Origin of the sequence: Fulvimarina fulva, assembly GCF_039652615.1 — a bacterium.
Taxonomy (GTDB): Bacteria; Pseudomonadota; Alphaproteobacteria; order Rhizobiales; family Rhizobiaceae; genus Fulvimarina.
This window is the reverse complement of the sequence record NZ_JBDJAC010000001.1, coordinates 89374-105476: the sequence shown is the minus strand read 5'-3', so window position 1 is coordinate 105476 and position 16103 is coordinate 89374. Positions and strand designations below refer to the sequence as shown.

Genomic DNA, 16103 nt, shown 5'->3' with positions numbered 1-16103 from the left:
TTCAAACGCCGTGGACGAGCGCGGTCCTCTCCATCAGCCGGTCGGTATAGGAGCGATTTTCCGCCCGTCGCCGGGTCAGGGCGAGCACGAATCCGGCGCTGATCGAAATCGCGATCATCGAGGAGCCGCCATAGGAGATGAAGGGCAGCGTCATGCCCTTGGCGGGCATCAGCTGCAGGTTCACCGCCATGTTGATGATCGACTGAAGGCCGAACACGAACACCAGACCGGATATCGACAAGCGCACGAACGGATCTCGCTGGGCGAGCGCCACGGAAAGGCCCCGCATCACGATGAAGGCGAAGAGGAGCGCGAGGATCATGCAGGTGATGATGCCGAATTCTTCTGCGATCACGGCGAAGGCGAAGTCGGTATGGCTGTCCGGCAGGAGCCGTTTGACGGTGCCCTCGCCGGGACCCTGGCCGAACCAGCCGCCGTTGAGGATTGCCTCGCGCGCCGTATCGGTCTGATAGGTGTCGCCTTCACCGGTGAGAAAGCGGTCGATGCGGCTCGCCACGTGATCGAACACTTCGTAGGCGAAGAAAGCGCCGGTGAGGCCGACCGCCGCAAGAACGGCAATCCAGAGCCAGGGCATGCCGGCCATGAAGAACAGGCCGCCCCAGGTCGCAGCAACGAGCATCGTCTGACCAAGGTCCGGCTGCGCGACAAGCAGCGCAACCGTGATCAGGAGCAGCACCAGGGCGCAGAGATTGCCGGGAATTTCCGTGCGCCGCGCATTTTCCGCAAAGAAGAAGGCGCAGACGACCACGAAGGCCGGCTTCATGAATTCGGACGGCTGGAGACTGATCGGACCGAAATCGAGCCACCGGCGCGCGCCCTTGATTTCGCTGCCGATGAAGAGCGTCAGGACCATTGCAACCAGCGAAACCGCCAGGATGATCAGCGCGGCCCGGCGCACGCCCCGCGGCGTCAGGAGCGAGGCCCCGAAGAGTACGAAGGCCGACGGAATCAGAAAGAACAGATGGCGTTCGACGAAGTGGAAGGGCTGCAGGCCGATCCGCTCCGCCACCGGCGGGCTGGCGGCAAAGGAGAGCACCGCGCCGCCGACGAGCAGGATCGTGAAGGCTCCGAGCAGCCAGTGATCGAGGCCGCGCCACCAGTCCGATACCTTGACGAACATGCTGCCAGATTCGTTCATCGCCCTGCCTCGACCTCGATTCCGCTAAGGGCGCGCACAAAATCGCGAAACGCGTCCCCTCGCACCTCAAAATTACGATACTGGTCGAAGCTGGCGCAGGCCGGGGATAACAGCACGGCAGCGGATTTTTCGTCCTCTGCGCTGTCTCGGGCCGCGCTTGCGACAGCCTTATCGAGCGTTGCGGAGATCTCGTAAGGCACCGCCTCGCCAAGGGTCGCGGCAAAAGCCGGTGCCGCTTCGCCGATGAGATAAGCCTTCACGATCTTCGGAAAGAAACGGGAAAGCTCGGTAATCCCGCCCTCTTTCGGAAGGCCGCCGGCAATCCAGTAGATCCGCTCGAACGAAGCAAGCGCGGTCGCGGCGGCATCTGCGTTCGTCGCCTTGGAATCGTTGATGAAAAGCGTTTCTCCGATCCGGCCGACCTCTTCCATGCGATGGGCAAGGCCGGGAAACGTCTTCAGACCGCTGAGGATTTCTGCATCTTCGAGGCCGCAAAGGGTCAGCGCCGCCACGGCTGCCGCCGCGTTCTGGCCATTGTGCCGCCCGCGCAGCGAGCCGATCCCCTGAAGATCGAAGTCCGTGACCGGGTAATCGGCCATGCGCCGCATGACGACACCATCCTCAAAGCCGACACCTTGTGAAACACTGCCCTGACCACTGATGCGCGCCACCGTCCGGCCGCCCGCTTCGAGGCGATCCGCGATGGTCCGGCACCATCGGTCGTCGATACCGACGACGGCGCGGTCGGAGCCTGTCACCAGACGCTCCTTCACCGAGGCGTAATGTTCGATCGTGCCATGCCGGTCGAGATGGTCGGCGGTGAGATTGAGAAGCATACCGACGCTCGGGTTCAGCCCCGGAGCGAGATCGATCTGATAGGACGAGCATTCGACGATGTAGTGACGGCCCGCAGCCGGCTCCTCAAGGGTCAGGACCGGGACGCCGATATTGCCGCCGAGCTGCGTGTCGCGCCCCGAAGCTTTCAGGCAGTGGGCAATGAGCGCCGTCGTCGTCGACTTGCCGTTGGTACCCGTGATTGCGACGAAGGGAGCGCCTGACGCCTTCATCGCGCGTTCGCGGCCGAAGATCTCGATGTCACCGATGATCGGCACGGCGGCGGCATTGGCGAGGTCAACCGTCCAATGGGGCTTTGGATGGGTCAGCGGAACACCGGGCGCAAGTACGAACGCGGCGAGACCGTCCCATTCGACATCGTGCAGGTTCCGCGTCGGGATGCCCCGGCTATTCGCCTTCTCGACGCTCTCCGGGTTGTCGTCGAATGCGATGAGATCGACCCCGCCCTCGATCAGCGCGGCAGCCGTTGCCAGTCCCGAGCCCCCAAGCCCGAACAGAGCGACGCGTTTTCCGGCAAAGCTGTCGATCTTCATGGGCGTCAGCGCAGCTTGAGCGTCGAAAGGCCGACGAAGGCCAGCATGAATGCGATGATCCAGAACCGGATCACGACCTGGCTCTCGGTCCATCCGAGCTTCTCGAAATGGTGGTGGATGGGCGCCATCAGGAACACGCGCTTGCCGGTCAGTTTGAACCAGCCCACCTGGATGATCACCGATAGCGCCTCGATCACGAAGAGACCGCCGATGATCGCAAGAACGATCTCGTGCTTGGTCGCAACGGCAACCGCGCCCGTCATGCCGCCAAGGGCGAGGGAACCGGTATCACCCATGAAGATCGCGGCAGGTGGCGCGTTGAACCAGAGAAATCCGAGACCGGCGCCGATTACCGCGCCGCAAACGGGCGCGAGTTCGCCGGTGCCGACGACGTAGTGGATCTGCAGATAGTTCGAGAAGTTCACGTTGCCGGCGAGATAGGCGATCAGGCCGAGCGCGGCGACGGCGATCATGATCGGCACGATCGCCAACCCGTCCAGCCCGTCGGTGAGGTTCACGGCATTCGCCGCCCCCACGATGACGAAGGCAGCAAAGCCCACATAGAACCAGCCGAGGTTGAACAGGAGTTCCTTCACGAACGGAAACGCCAGCGAGGTGCCGAATGGTCCTTCGGTCTTCAAGACCACCAGAAGCACCGCCACCGCCGCGATGAGAAACTCGAGCGCCAGGCGGGACTTGCCCGAAAAGCCCTTGTCGCTCTGCTTCGTCACTTTGAGATAGTCGTCATAAAAGCCGATCGCGCCGAAGCCGACCGTGACGAGAAGCACCGTCCATACATAGATATTGGTGAGATCGGCCCAGAGCAGCGTCGAGACGAGGACACCCGAAAGGATCATCAACCCGCCCATTGTGGGCGTGCCGGCCTTCTTGAAATGGGTCTGGGGGCCGTCCGCGCGGATCGGCTGTCCCTTGCCCTGCCGCAGGCGCAGCGCCGAGATGATCGCCGGACCGAACAGGAAGACGGTGATGAATCCGAAGATCATCGCCGCGCCGGTTCGGAAGGTGATGTAACGGAAGACGTTGAAGATCGCGATCTGATCGGCGAACTGTCCGAGATAGGCAATCATTGAGACGGGGTCTCCGGTACGAAGTCTCTCGCCGGTCTCTCGTCCGACATGGCACGCGTTTCACCCGTCATGCCGTCCGCGTCAAGCTGGGGCTTCGGCGGATAGCGATCGGTCAGACCCGCCACGACCTTTTCAAGACCGATGCTGCGGGACGCCTTGACCATGATGACGTCGCCAGCCCGCATATCGGCGAGCAGCTGCTCTTCAGCCGCGGCCGGGCTTTCATGCATCGAGCATTCGATCGCGTCTTCGGCGAGCGCCTCGGCAAGCGGCCTGATTTCCTCGCCCACCAGAAGAACACGGTCGATCCTGGCGCTTTTCAGCGGATCGGCCAGTTCGGCATGAAGCGAGGCGCTGTGGCCGCCAAGCTCCTTCATGTCGCCGAGAACGGCGATCCTCCGACCGTTCTCGCCAAGCTTGGCGTTTGCGAGCGTCGCGATCGCCGCGCGCATCGATGCCGGATTGGCGTTATAGCTGTCGTCGAAAAGGGTAATCTCGCCGCCTGATGGCATCGGCAGCTCGAAACGCTCGCCACGCCCCTTCATCGCCCGCCATTCTCCGAGCGCATCGGCGACCGTGGCAACGTCCGCGCCGACCACATGAGCGGCGCCGAGCACACACAGCGTGTTCTGCGCGAAGTGCTTGCCGGGCATCGAAAGGCGCACGTAAACCTCTTCGCCGGCGATATCGGCGATCAGCGCGGCCCCTTCGGCGTCGGGGTCGTATTCGGTCATGCGGAAGTCGGCGCCCTTGGCTTCCCCGAAGGTGAGCACCTTCGTCACGCCCGCCGCCTTCGCCGCTGCAGCCAGCCGCATGCATTTGTCGTCGTCCGCGTTCACGATCGCCGTCCCGTCCGGAACGAGGCCTTCGAAAATCTCCGCCTTGGCATCGGCGATTTCATCGAGGTCGCGGAAATGGCCGAGATGGGCAGCCGCGATCAGCGTGATCATCGCCGCATGGGGCCGGACGAGCTTGACCAGCGGCCGGATCTCCCCTGGATGATTCATGCCGATCTCGAAGACGGCGAACCGGCTTTCCGCCGGCAGACGCGCCAGGCTGAGCGGCACGCCCCAGTGATTGTTGAAGGAGGCGACACTCGCATGCACCGAACCGCAAGCCGAAAGTCCCTGCCGCAACGCTTCCTTGGTCGTCGTCTTGCCGACACTTCCGGTGACGGCGATGATCTTCGCTTTTGAGCGCGCCCTTGCCGCTTCCGCCAGACGTCCGAGCGCCGCCAGAACATCATCGACGACGAGCATCGGCGCCTGCAATCGGCCAAGGGCGGGGAGCCGCTTTTCCGAGACGACATGGAGCGCCGCGCCCGCGCGATGGGCATTCGTCAGAAAGTCGTGGCCATCGAAACGGTCGCCGGCGATCGCGAAGAAAGCATCCCCCTCCTCAACCGTTCGGCTGTCGATGGAAATGCCCTTGATGCCGGCTGGCAGGCCCATGCCGACCGGTCTTGCCCGCATGGCTTCGATGAGAACACCGGTTTCCCAGAGAAAATCGGTCACGCCTTGGTCTCCGTGATCGCGCGTCGCACTTCTTCATGGTCGCTGAAGGGATGGTTCACGCCGGCGATCATCTGGCCGGTCTCGTGCCCCTTCCCCGCAATGATGACGGTGTCGCCCATGCGCGCATCGCCGATCGCCGCCCCGATCGCCTCGCGCCGGTCAGCGATCTCGCGCGCTTTGCCAGCGGCGGCCATGATCTCGGACCGGATCACTGCAGGGTCTTCGCTGCGCGGATTGTCGTCGGTCACGATGACGACGTCGGCTAGCCGGTCCGCGATCGCGCCCATCATCGGTCGTTTGGCCTTGTCCCGGTCACCGCCACATCCCATCACGACGATGACCCTGCCGGTGGTGAAGGGCCGGACGGCGCGCAGCACGTGTTCGAGTGCCTCAGGCTTGTGGGCGTAATCGACGAAAACCGGCACGCCATCGGCCGTCATGCCTGCCTTTTCGAGGCGGCCGGACGCGCCTTTCAGGGTCTCCAGCGCCTGAAGCGCCTCCTTGGCGGGCGTTCCCGTGACGATCGCGAGACCAGCAGCAACGAGGGCATTCGACATCTGGAATTCACCGGCGAGCGGAAGAACCACCCGCTCGATGCCATCCAGCGTCTTGACCTCGGCGACCTGCCGTTCACGCTCGTGTTCGAGACGCTTGAGCGCCAAAAGCGACCCGTTCCGCCCGACGGTGCGCACATCGCAACCAACGCCGGTCGCAACTTCGATGGCGCGCCCGGACCACTGGTCATCGGTATTGATGACGGCCGGCGCGCCCTTTGGAAGAAGCCGCGTGAAGAGCCCCATCTTCGCCGTGAAATAGCTTTCGAGATCGGGATGATAGTCGAGGTGGTCGTGGCCGAGATTCGTGAAACCGGCCGCGGAAAGCCGGACGCCATCCAGCCGGTACTGGTCGATCCCGTGACTGGAGGCCTCCATCGAGGCGTGGGTCACGCCCTCGCCTTCGAGGCTTGCCAGAAGCTCGGCGAGCGCCACGGGGTCCGGCGTGGTCAGCGTCCCGTAATCGTTGCGGCTCGGCGAGACGACCCCCGTCGTGCCGATCGATGCCGCCTTGAGCCCTGATGCGGACCAGATCTGACGCAGGAAGGATGCAATTGAAGTCTTGCCGGCCGTGCCGGTCACGGCGACGATTGTCCCGGGCTGCTTTCGGTAAAAACGCGCCGCCAGCTTTGCGGCGGCAAGCCTCGGATTGTCAGCCCGAAGCACAGGAAGATCAGTCTCGACGGTCGCTTCAGATCCGGCAAGAATCGCGGCCGCGCCATTCTGCCTTGCATCCCCCGCGAAGCGCGTTCCATCCGCCTTGGCGCCGGGAATGGCGATGAAGAGGTAGCCTTGTTTCACCGCACGGGAGTCCAGTGTCAGACCGGAGATTTCGATCCTGTCGGATCCGTCCGGCGCGCGGGCGATACCATCTGCAAGGCTTGCGAGATTCATGCGTCATCAGTTCCGGTTTGCGAGTTCGCCGGCCGGCGTCGTCGCACACCCACCGAGCTTATTGATCCAACATTCGCGTTGCGCGAACCGGGATTTCAAACTCGCGCGGCGGGAATAGGGCGAGAAATCAATCCCGCCCCGGCTCAATGTCAGTAGGAAACGAGCAGTGTCTCGCCGGTATCACCCAGATTGGGCTTCACCTTGAGGAGCGCAGCCGCCCGGCGGATGACATTGCCGACCGTCGGTGCGGCGTTCATGCCGGCCGTTGCATAGTACTTGCCCGGCTCCGGCTGAGGCTCGTCGATGAAGACGAGAACCACGTAGCGCGGATCATCCATCGGGAAGGCCGACAGGAACGCGTTGAATTTCTTGGTATTCGAGTAGCGGCCGTTCACCACCTTGTTCGCCGTTCCGGTCTTGCCGCCCACCGCATACCCATCGATATCCGCATAGTTCCCCGAGCCGCGCTGATCCGCGACATTGAGGCGGAAAAGATGGCGCATGTCGTCGCTCGTCTTCTCAGAGACGACGCGTTTGCCGATTGCCTGGGCATCTTCCTCACTGCGGGGCATGAAGGTCGGCGGTATATAAATGCCGCCATTGACGAGGGCAGCCGCCGCAACCGCCGTCTGGAGCGGGGTCGTCGACACGCCGTGGCCGTAGGAAATCGTGATCGAATTGACCTGCTTCCACTCCTTCGGCTGGGTGGGGGTCGCGATCTCCGGCAGTTCGGTATCGAGCTTTGTCAGAAGACCAAGGCGCGTCAGGAATTCCTGATGGCCCTCGATGCCCACGACCTCGGCCTCTTTGGCAGACCCGATATTGGAGGAATAGATAAAGACTTCCTCGGTGGTCAGTACACGCTTCTTCCCGTGAAAGTCCGAGATCCGGAAGCCGCCGATATGGATCGGCTTCGAGGCGTCGAAGCGCGAATTGAGAGTGACCTTGCCCGAGTCCAGAGCCATCGCGCTGGTGAAGGTCTTGAAGGTCGAGCCCATCTCGAAGAGGCCGGCCGAGGTCCGGTTCATACGGTCCTTTTCAAGAGCCTGCTTGGGCTGGTTCGGATCGTAGTCCGGCAGCGACGTCATTGCGACGATCTCGCCGGTCTTCACGTCGAGGACGACACCGCCGGCTGCGATCGAGCGATAGCGCTTCATCGCCGCGGCAAGTTCGTCGCGCAGGATGTGCTGCACGCGCAGATCGATCGAAAGCGCGACCGGTTCCATTTCGGCATTGATCGCCAGGCCGGAATTCTGCAGCGCGAGATAGCCCTGATCGTCCAGATATTTCTCCATGCCGGCAATGCCCTGATTGTCGACATTGACATGGCCGGTCACGAAGCCGGCGGTCGAGCCGCCGGGATAGAAACGCTTTTTCTCGGTGCGAAAGCCGATACCCGGAACGCCAAGGTCGAGGATCGCCTGCTGCTGACTTGGCGTCAGCTCGCGGCGCAACCATAGAAAGCCGGCATCGCTCGACAGGTTGTTGAAGAGCCATTTCGGATCGAGATCGGGCAGAACCGACAAAAGCAGCTCGCTCGCCTCGTTGGCGTCGACGATCTTCTTAGGCTCGGCGAACAGCGAGGCGACCTTGATGTCCGTCGCCAGAACCTGACCGTTGCGATCGACGAGATCGGGACGCGACGCCATGATCTGGTCCGCCGCCCGGAAAGCGGTGATCCGCTCGTTGGGTACCGTTCCCCAGGTCACGAGTCTTGCGCCGATTGCGACATAGACGCAGACAAAGAGCATGATCGCGATGACGAAGCGGCTCTGATTGCCAGGTGTCTTGTCGATCCGCTTGCTTGGTGTCGCCGGTGTCTGCTGCTTTCGCGCGACGAGATCGGGAATCAGGAATCTCTTGCCGGCCATTAGCGGAGCGCCCTGTCGTTCGAGGCGACGAGCTCGGCTTCGATATCCTCGATCGTAAGCTCCTTCGGCTCAGGCGGCGCCGGCAGCTGGTGTTCGGCAACGATCTGGTCCGGGCGCAACTCGGCGAGCTTCAGATCCTCGGCATATGTCTCGCTCAGGGTCTGGAGACGGCCCGGCTGGTTGAGCAGCGTCCAGTCGGCGGAAAGAATAGCGATCGTCTCCTTCTCGGAGGAGATCTTGCGTTCCACCTTGCGGATCTCGGTCTCGACCAGATCGGCGTCGTGCTTGACCTGGAAGGTCCAGGACGCGGCGCCGATGAGCGCGATGATCGAAAGAATGTCCAGGGTTCTCATCATGATCGGGTCAAATCCTCGACAGGTCTACAAGATCGGGCAATGAAGCGAAGGCGAGAGTGTCGCCGCCGCGCGGTTCGGCCTGAAGCCTGGTGCCGGAGCGCAGCTTGGCGGAGCGGGCGCGCGGGTTTTGCGCAGCCTCCCCCTCGCTGGCCGCTATGGCCTTGTTGCGCGCCGAAAAGGTCGGCTCTTCCGGCATCACATCCGGCAGGTGGCGCGAACCGCCCTGGCTGCCGGCTCGGTCCAGGAAAAAGCGCTTGACGATCCGGTCCTCGAGCGAATGAAACGAGACGACCACGAGACGGCCACCGGGCTTCAACAGGCGTTCGGCGGCGACCAGCGCGCGAGCGAGTTCGCCCAGCTCGTCGTTGACGAAAATGCGGAGTGCCTGAAAGCAGCGGGTGGCCGGATCGATCTTGTCCTTCTTGCCGCGCCCCACCGCCTTGCCGATGACGCCGGCAAGATCGAGGGTCCGCGTGAAGGGCGCTTCCGCGCGGCGCGCGACGATGGCACGGGCAGCACGCCCTGCATGACGCTCGTCACCGAGAAAGTTGAAGATGCGCGCAAGATCGCCGACAGAGAGGGCGTTCACCACATCCGCCGCCGTCGGCCCATGATTTCCCATGCGCATATCCAGCGGCCCGTCCTTCTGAAAGGAAAAGCCCCGGTCGGCCTCGTCGATCTGCATGGAGGAGACGCCGATATCGAGAACGATACCGTCGATCTCGCCCGCCCGATCGGCTAGCAGCGCGCCCATCTCGCCGAACCGTCCGGAAACCGGCGTCAGCTTGCCATCGACTTCTGCGGCAAGCACCTTCGCCGTGCTGATCGCCGTTGGATCGCGGTCGATGGCGATCACATCGGCGCCCTCGCGCAGTATGGCCCGCGTATAGCCGCCAGCTCCGAAGGTCCCGTCGACGATCACCTCGCCGCCCTTCGGCGCAAGCGCCTCGATGACTTCGGCGAGAAGGACGGGAACGTGAGGGGTCGGTCCGCCAATGGTCGCGCTTTCGCACTCACCATGACCCGTCATCGTTCCGTCGTTCCCGCCGACCCCGTACCGGCCGTTCTCGGCCTGGATTGTCGTTCGCGCAGCGCCGCGATCTTCTCCTCGAAGTCCTCTGGGCGCCACAGCTGAAACATCTTGCCGACACCCACGAAGGTCGCCCGATCGGTGATCCCGGTATGGTCGCGAATGAGATCGTTGATCACGATGCGTCCCTCGGCGTCGGTCTTGAGATAGGTTCCATCGCCATAAGCAAGGATGGCAAGTTCTTGATATTCCTGTGAAAATGGGTCCAGAGTCTCCATCTTCGCTTCGAAGTGACTCATCAGTTCCGGTCCACCGACATTCATCACCGGCAGATAGAGATCCCGCATCGAGAACAGGTCGCGAATGCCTCGCGAGGCGAGCACCTGCCGATAGGCTGCCGGCACCGAAATGCGCCCCTTGGCATCGACGCTGTGCGTGTAGTGGGAAAGAAACCGATTCATCAGGCCAGGCCGCTCGCTGCCTTCGCGGCCCGGCGCTCATCATTGCCCCCTCTGACTTGACCCAGATGCAAGACACAGCCTCTCCAGCGATGCGCGCGACTACGCGGCACCGACTTGGACGCAGTGCGATTTCTGCGTCTTCGGAATGCTCGAAAATGGGTCCCGATGACCCTTCGGAAGATGACTTAGGGGATATCATGGGCCCCCATGGGCGTCAATGGAGAGAGGAAGACCGAGCCGGCTTCGCGCAGGCTTCCGCCACCATGCCGAATGAACGGTTAAGGCACCGTTAAGATTGACGAAATCCTACCGGCCCACAAAAACCCAGAGATAAAGTGGTGCCTTCCCAAGATCGTCGCGAATGCCCGCGCAGAGGGCTCTCACGTCCGTTCGCCCAAAGAAGGTTTGGCTGACAAATAAATTTTCGTGACGATTCTGAGCTTCAGGCAAATTCGGCCCGCAGACTCACCTCTTGCGCGCGCCGGAAGGAGCAGACGCAGACCTGTTCCGCCCTTCGGAAGACGATGTCTTCAAATGGAGAAGCTAGAGCTCCAGGCGTCAGCCGGCCTGTAAGCCGGGTTCTGTACGCAGGGCTGCGAACAGCCTGCGTGGCGACCATTCCTCTGGGACGCTCCTTGCGGAACGCCTCGAGCAACCCACCCGGACGGCTGTCCCGGAGAGGATGGATGGCGAATGCCATCCGCGCCGTCCCTATTCGGTCTTGCTCCCGGCGGGGCTTGCCGTGCCGCCTTCGTTACCGAAGACGCGGTGGGCTCTTACTCCACCGTTTCACCCTTACCCCGCCAGCACTCCGGTCCATCTCCGACCCATGGCTTCCCATGGGTGTGGACCGGACTGCAGGCGGGGCGGTCTGTTTTCTGTGGCGCTATCCCTGAGGTTACCCTCGCCGGACGTTATCCGGCACCGTTTCTCCGTGGAGCCCGGACTTTCCTCTCCCGCCGCCTTTCGGCATGTGACGAGAGCGGCCGCCCGGCCGGCTGACAGAGTGGCATGTGCCGTCTGCCGGTTTGGATGTCAAACGGGAATGGAGCCCGTCGCCGTTCAGGCGGTTGCGGCATTTCCCTGCGCGAAGGGGGAACGCTCCAGAGACCCGATCAGGCGGTGAAGGGTTTCGATCGTCGAGATATCGGCGATACCGTCGACCCGCTCGGGCCGAAAATGCCGTTGGAAGGCGATGGTCGCGAGCCGGGTCACCTCGCCGAAGGCGCCGTCGATCGGCACGCCATAGCCATAGGCAGCCAGCATCGCCTGAAAGGCCGAAACCGGCTCCCCCCGATCGCCCGGTCCGAAATACCGCCCGCCCCTCAACGGCGACGGCTCGACACGGTGTCCGATCCCGGCGGCATGAAGCCGCTCCCAGGGAAAATGCTCGCCTGGGTCTTCCTTGCGAGCGGGCGCGATATCGGAATGGGCGAGCACGAACTCAGGCAAAATGGCATGGCGTGCGACGATCTCCCGGCAGAGATCGACGACCACGGCCATCTGTTCGTCCGGATAGGGCGGGAGCTCGCCCCAATGCCCGCCATTGACGATTTCGATCCCGATGGAGGAAGAGTTGACATCGCCCTGGCCCCGCCAGCTTCCCTCGCCCGCATGCCAGGCGCGGCTCGCCTCCGCGACGAGCTGAACGACCGTTCCGTCCTCGTGGACGAGATAATGGGCCGAAACGTTGCTTTCCGGATTGCAAAGCCAGTCGAGCGCCTGATCGCCCGTCCCCATCCCCGTATAATGAAGCAGGAGGATCGTCGGCTCGCATCCATTCTTGCGCGCGTTGAAGTTCGGCGAGGGCCTCAGCTCTCCCACGAGATGGCTATCGGGTGTCACGCGGCACTCTTTCCTGCAATCTGCTCATAAGCCGTGTTGATCGCCTTCATCCGTTCGGTGGCGATGAACAGGAATTCTTCGGGAACACCCCGCGCCTGCAGCTGGTCGGGGTGGTTCTCACGCACAAGCGACAGATAGCGTTTGCGGGTTTCCTGCCTGCTGCTGTCGGGGTCGATGCCAAGAACGGCATAAGGATCGTTCGGTCCCTCCACATGCCGCAGCTTGATCCGCTCGAAGCTCTTTTCTGAAAGACCGAAGATCCGCGCGACATCGGCAAGGAACTCGAGCTCGCGCTCATGAATCAGCCCGTCCGCCTTGGCGATGTGGAACAGGCCGTCGAGAACGTCCGTCATCAGGGGACATTCGGACGAGCCGCCGGAACAGAACTCACGCAACCGGCTGGCATAGTGCTCGTAACCGGCCGTATCCTGCTTGGCGATGTCGTAGAGCCGGAAGACATTGCGCGTCTCTTCCGGCGGGATTTCCAGAATCTCCTGAAAGGCCTTGACCTCGTCCATGGTCACGACCCCGTCGGCCTTCGCCATCTTCGCCGAAAGCGCGATGATCGCGACAGAGAACGCAACCCTCTGGCGCGTTACCGCATCGCCGCCCCATGCGGTGCGCAAGGCCTCCATGATCGCGTCGATCGTCGTGCGCCCGGACGTCCTGAGGTATTGCAGGAGTTCACTCAACCGGGAAAAGATGCTCATAGCGCGGTCGGCCCTTCACGTCCGTTCGGTCGGGAATTGGTCACGGGTCCCACTCTTTCAACATATAGATTCACCGCCGGGAGCGATATTCAATTCGTTAACGCGCACCGGTGTGTCCTTCATGTTGCAGCCCGTCGAATTCGACAGTCTCGCGTCAGCGTCAAGTGAGATGCCGGCCCGATTGCAATAATTTCGCCTTTTTCCGAACGACGCTGAACGCAGGGGAAGATTTTTTGGGGAACGACATGCGCGCGACGACGAGAGCCGGCGGTTCAGGCGGACACCGGACAACGACGAAGTTCGGAGCGATGCTGATCGGCTGCGCCATGGCGCTCGGCCTGTCGGCGTGCAGCCCCTCGACGCCGCTCAGCACCCAGTCCCTGGGACTTGGCTATCCCGGAATCCAGCTAAGCGAGTTCAAGGGTGAAAAGCCGTCCGACTACCCGGTCCACGGCATCGATGTCTCGAAATACCAGGGCAGGATCGACTGGAACGCCGTGCGCAACGGCGGCATCGAATTCGCCTATCTGAAATCGACCGAAGGCGGCGACATCCTCGACGACCGGTTCCTCGAAAACTGGCGCGAGGCCAAGCGAGCGGGCGTTCCGCGCGGGGCATATCACTTCTGGTATCACTGCCGGCCGGGCGTCGAGCAGGCCGACTGGTTTATCCGCAACGTACCAAAGGACGCTTCGGCCCTGCCGCCCGTCATCGACGTCGAATGGACGCCGTTCTCGCCGACCTGCACCAAACGCCCGGAGCGCGAGCATCTCATCCGCGAAGTGATGGCGATGGCGAACAAGCTGGAAGCCCATTACGGCCAGCGCCCCGTCCTCTACATCCCGATCGACGTCCATCGCGATCGCTGGGTCGATGCGACGAACTCCCACGAAATCTGGGCGCGCGCGGTCGCCGACCATCCGGACAATGTCTACGAACGCCGCAAATTCCGCTTCTGGCAGTACACCGAGAGCGGCACGGTTCCGGGTATTCGCGGCGGCGTCGACAAGAATGCCTTCGCCGGCACGCGGGCAGACTGGGAGCGATGGAAGCGCCATCACACCGGCGCCTGATCCCGTAATCGAATTATCCGCTGACATGAAATCGAGGCGCTTGGGCACTGTCTGCCCGAGCGCCTTTTTCATGTTTAAAAAACGCAGGGTATTTACTCTGCCGGAAAGCCTTTATCGCGGTTGCCCGGCTCCGCATCGAACTTAACGGCAGATTTTGCGCGCTTCGCCTCGATCTTTGCCTGCCTTCGCCGATTGAAGGCCCGGCGAAGGGCGCGCCGGCGCACGCGGATCGCGAGTCCGGCGTCTTCGACATTTTCCACCTGATCCTCATAGAGTTCGGCGAGGGCCCGCTTGAACTCCACATAGCCGAACCGAGCCTCGCCCTCGATGATCCCCATCAGCGCCATCCAGGCTGGCGAGACGAGCAGCGACACCGCCGTCACGGCGAGCGCCAGCCGGTAGACATCCGAGCCGATCGCCTGCGAGGCGAAAGCGGCGGCAGCCAGGACGAAGGAAAACTCACCGATCTGCGCCATAGACAGGCCGGCTTCCATGGCCGTCTTGTGAGGCAGGCCCGCGAGCCGGATCAACACGATGTTCCAGCCCGTCTTGGCGATGATCACGAAGACGCTGGCGACCAGCACAAGCACCCATTCGCGAATGATATACTGGATGTCGATCAGAAGTCCGATCGAGAGGAAGAAGACGACGAGCAGGATCGCCTGGATCGGCTCCACCACGTGGATGATCGGCGAGCGCAAGGTGGAGGCTCCCACCACGAGACCTGCAATGAACGCGCCGTAGGCAGGCGACAGGCCCGCAAAGCCCGAGATCGCCGCCGCCCCGAAGCAGAAGGCCAGCGCGCCCAGCGCCAGCATTTCGACATTCTTTTCCACCGCGCCGGCAAACGCCGGTTTCAGCTTGGGCCGGTTCCCGAGATACCAGAGAAGCCAGACGAGCACGGCGACCGAAATGGAAATCTTGATCGTCAGGCCGATCCAGCCCGCAGCGTCCAGCCCTTCGCCCCCAAGGGATGTCGCGATGATCAGCATCGGGACGACGGCAAGATCCTGCGCGATAAGCACGGCGACGGCAATCCGCCCCGGTTCGGAGCGCAACTCGCCGATATCTTCCAGCATCTTCATCGCCACCACCGTCGACGACAGTGCGATGATGAAGCCGAGAATGATCGCCTCGGAGAGGGTCGCGTTCGAGATGGCCATCAGGCCGAAGGAGATCGCCATCGCGGCGAGGAGCTGACCGCCGGCGATCAGCACCGCAGGCTTCAGCGACGCAACGAACGCCTTCAGCGACAGCTCCATGCCGATGAAGAACAGAAGCATCAACACGCCCATCTCTGCGAGCATGGTGATGTTTTCGTTGGAAGTGGAAATGAATCCGAGCCCGGATGGCCCAAGCAATGCTCCCGCCAGAATGAACCCGACAAGTGGCGGCTGCTTGAGCCGCATGAGAAGCATGCCGACCGAGACAGCCATCACGATGACGAAGGCAATCTCCGTCAATCCCGTCCCATGGGCTTGATCCGCTGCAAGTTCCATTCTGCCGATCGTCTCCCTCCACGCCGATTCGCCAACATCGCCGCTCCGCTCGGCCAAAGAAAGACGTGGCCCAAATTTCCCCGGGCCCGCCCGCATCGAAGGCGACGACGCGGCTCGAATCGCGATGAAGAATACCGGGCACCAGTTTGGGTAACCGCTTGGAGAAGCAATGAAACATCCCCATATCCAGGCCCGATCACAGTTTTGCGAGGCAAGCACGGGAATGACACAGGCCGACCACGTCTACGATCCAGATCGCATCCGCCGATTGAAAAGGCTCGGCAAGGTGGCGCGCCTGATGGACACGGCGATCCGTATCCCCGGCACCGGCATCCGCTTTGGCGGCGACTCCATCGTGGGGCTGGTCCCAGGTATCGGCGACGCGGGCGGGGCACTTGTCGGCCTCTGGAGCGTCAACGAGGCCCGACGCCTCGGCATGCCGGGCCACAAGCTGAGAAAGATGGTCGGCAATCTGGTCGTCGACGCCGCGGTCGGTACGGTGCCTGTCGTCGGCGATATCTTCGATGTCGCCTTCAAGGCGCATCGCCGCAACTTCGCGATTATCAGCGAGCATTTCGGCGAGGGTCATCTGCATGAGGAGGTCCGCGAAGGACGTGAGATGAAAGACGTGACGCCGAAGAGCTCCGGCCGACGCTGAGGC

14 protein-coding genes and 1 other RNA gene are annotated in these 16103 nt (G+C 62.7%); 2 read left to right on the top strand and 13 right to left on the bottom strand.

Features of this window, described 5'->3' with window-relative positions:
* Window position 1: 1 nt before the first annotated feature.
* The 12 genes from ftsW to ABDX79_RS00385 form a co-directional block, all read right to left on the bottom strand.
* Complete coding sequence (ftsW, locus tag ABDX79_RS00440; protein WP_346218292.1) at window positions 2–1159, bottom strand: putative lipid II flippase FtsW; 1158 nt, start codon at window positions 1157–1159, stop codon at window positions 2–4.
* Window positions 1156–2547 (bottom strand): UDP-N-acetylmuramoyl-L-alanine--D-glutamate ligase, encoded by a 1392-nt coding sequence (gene murD, locus ABDX79_RS00435; protein WP_346218291.1) that lies wholly within the window; start codon window positions 2545–2547, stop codon window positions 1156–1158. Before murD ends, ftsW begins: the two co-directional genes overlap by 4 nt.
* A gap of 5 nt (window positions 2548–2552) precedes the next feature.
* Window positions 2553–3635, bottom strand: coding sequence for a phospho-N-acetylmuramoyl-pentapeptide-transferase (mraY, locus tag ABDX79_RS00430; RefSeq protein ID WP_346218290.1), 1083 nt, complete (start codon window positions 3633–3635; stop codon window positions 2553–2555).
* On the bottom strand, window positions 3632–5149 hold the full coding sequence (locus tag ABDX79_RS00425) for a UDP-N-acetylmuramoylalanyl-D-glutamyl-2,6-diaminopimelate--D-alanyl-D-alanine ligase (protein WP_346218289.1): 1518 nt from the start codon (window positions 5147–5149) through the stop codon (window positions 3632–3634). Before ABDX79_RS00425 ends, mraY begins: the two co-directional genes overlap by 4 nt.
* Window positions 5146–6597: a UDP-N-acetylmuramoyl-L-alanyl-D-glutamate--2,6-diaminopimelate ligase gene (locus ABDX79_RS00420; RefSeq protein ID WP_346218288.1), complete on the bottom strand. Its 1452-nt coding sequence runs from the start codon at window positions 6595–6597 to the stop codon at window positions 5146–5148. The genes ABDX79_RS00425 and ABDX79_RS00420 overlap by 4 nt, the downstream gene beginning before the upstream one ends.
* Before the next feature lie 149 nt (window positions 6598–6746).
* The gene (locus ABDX79_RS00415) at window positions 6747–8468 is read right to left on the bottom strand and encodes a peptidoglycan D,D-transpeptidase FtsI family protein (RefSeq protein ID WP_346218287.1); all 1722 of its coding nucleotides are present in this window, start codon (window positions 8466–8468) and stop codon (window positions 6747–6749) included.
* Window positions 8468–8824: a cell division protein FtsL gene (gene ftsL, locus ABDX79_RS00410; RefSeq protein ID WP_346218286.1), complete on the bottom strand. Its 357-nt coding sequence runs from the start codon at window positions 8822–8824 to the stop codon at window positions 8468–8470. Before ftsL ends, ABDX79_RS00415 begins: the two co-directional genes overlap by 1 nt.
* Before the next feature lie 7 nt (window positions 8825–8831).
* Window positions 8832–9854 carry a 16S rRNA (cytosine(1402)-N(4))-methyltransferase RsmH gene (gene rsmH, locus ABDX79_RS00405; protein WP_346218285.1) on the bottom strand — a complete coding sequence of 341 codons (1023 nt, stop codon included), beginning with the start codon at window positions 9852–9854 and terminating at the stop codon, window positions 8832–8834.
* Window positions 9851–10315, bottom strand: coding sequence for a division/cell wall cluster transcriptional repressor MraZ (gene mraZ, locus ABDX79_RS00400; protein WP_346218284.1), 465 nt, complete (start codon window positions 10313–10315; stop codon window positions 9851–9853). Before mraZ ends, rsmH begins: the two co-directional genes overlap by 4 nt.
* Window positions 10316–10869: 554 nt before the next feature.
* An RNA gene (rnpB, locus tag ABDX79_RS00395) (RNase P RNA component class A) lies at window positions 10870–11317 on the bottom strand.
* A gap of 60 nt (window positions 11318–11377) precedes the next feature.
* Window positions 11378–12160: an N-acetylmuramoyl-L-alanine amidase gene (locus ABDX79_RS00390; RefSeq protein WP_346218283.1), complete on the bottom strand. Its 783-nt coding sequence runs from the start codon at window positions 12158–12160 to the stop codon at window positions 11378–11380.
* Window positions 12157–12870 carry a DnaJ family molecular chaperone gene (locus tag ABDX79_RS00385; RefSeq protein WP_346218282.1) on the bottom strand — a complete coding sequence of 238 codons (714 nt, stop codon included), beginning with the start codon at window positions 12868–12870 and terminating at the stop codon, window positions 12157–12159. Before ABDX79_RS00385 ends, ABDX79_RS00390 begins: the two co-directional genes overlap by 4 nt.
* Before the next feature lie 245 nt (window positions 12871–13115).
* Between ABDX79_RS00385 and ABDX79_RS00380 the strand changes: the two genes are divergently transcribed.
* The gene (locus ABDX79_RS00380; protein WP_346218281.1) at window positions 13116–13943 is read left to right on the top strand and encodes a glycoside hydrolase family 25 protein; all 828 of its coding nucleotides are present in this window, start codon (window positions 13116–13118) and stop codon (window positions 13941–13943) included.
* A gap of 92 nt (window positions 13944–14035) precedes the next feature.
* Here the strand turns inward: ABDX79_RS00380 and ABDX79_RS00375 are convergent, their stop codons facing one another.
* The gene (locus ABDX79_RS00375; RefSeq protein WP_346218280.1) at window positions 14036–15442 is read right to left on the bottom strand and encodes a cation:proton antiporter; all 1407 of its coding nucleotides are present in this window, start codon (window positions 15440–15442) and stop codon (window positions 14036–14038) included.
* 223 nt (window positions 15443–15665) lie between these two features.
* Here ABDX79_RS00375 and ABDX79_RS00370 point away from each other — a divergent pair, with 223 nt between their 5' ends.
* Window positions 15666–16100, top strand: coding sequence for a DUF4112 domain-containing protein (locus ABDX79_RS00370; RefSeq protein ID WP_346218279.1), 435 nt, complete (start codon window positions 15666–15668; stop codon window positions 16098–16100).
* Window positions 16101–16103: the final 3 nt, after the last annotated feature.

Bases quoted from the DNA above. Each gene is read 5' to 3' on its own strand.
- ftsW (WP_346218292.1), bottom strand. From the start codon at position 1,159: ATGAACGAATCTGGCAGCATGTTCGTCAAGGTATCGGACTGGTGGCGC.
- mraY (WP_346218290.1), bottom strand. From the start codon at position 3,635: ATGATTGCCTATCTCGGACAGTTCGCCGATCAGATCGCGATCTTCAAC.
- ABDX79_RS00420 (WP_346218288.1), bottom strand. From the start codon at position 6,597: ATGAATCTCGCAAGCCTTGCAGATGGTATCGCCCGCGCGCCGGACGGA.
- ABDX79_RS00415 (WP_346218287.1), bottom strand. From the start codon at position 8,468: ATGGCCGGCAAGAGATTCCTGATTCCCGATCTCGTCGCGCGAAAGCAG.
- ABDX79_RS00380 (WP_346218281.1), top strand. From the start codon at position 13,116: ATGCGCGCGACGACGAGAGCCGGCGGTTCAGGCGGACACCGGACAACG.
- ABDX79_RS00385 (WP_346218282.1), bottom strand. From the start codon at position 12,870: ATGAGCATCTTTTCCCGGTTGAGTGAACTCCTGCAATACCTCAGGACG.
- rsmH (WP_346218285.1), bottom strand. From the start codon at position 9,854: ATGACGGGTCATGGTGAGTGCGAAAGCGCGACCATTGGCGGACCGACC.
- ftsL (WP_346218286.1), bottom strand. From the start codon at position 8,824: ATGATGAGAACCCTGGACATTCTTTCGATCATCGCGCTCATCGGCGCC.
- ABDX79_RS00370 (WP_346218279.1), top strand. From the start codon at position 15,666: ATGACACAGGCCGACCACGTCTACGATCCAGATCGCATCCGCCGATTG.
- murD (WP_346218291.1), bottom strand. From the start codon at position 2,547: ATGAAGATCGACAGCTTTGCCGGAAAACGCGTCGCTCTGTTCGGGCTT.
- mraZ (WP_346218284.1), bottom strand. From the start codon at position 10,315: ATGAATCGGTTTCTTTCCCACTACACGCACAGCGTCGATGCCAAGGGG.
- ABDX79_RS00375 (WP_346218280.1), bottom strand. From the start codon at position 15,442: ATGGAACTTGCAGCGGATCAAGCCCATGGGACGGGATTGACGGAGATT.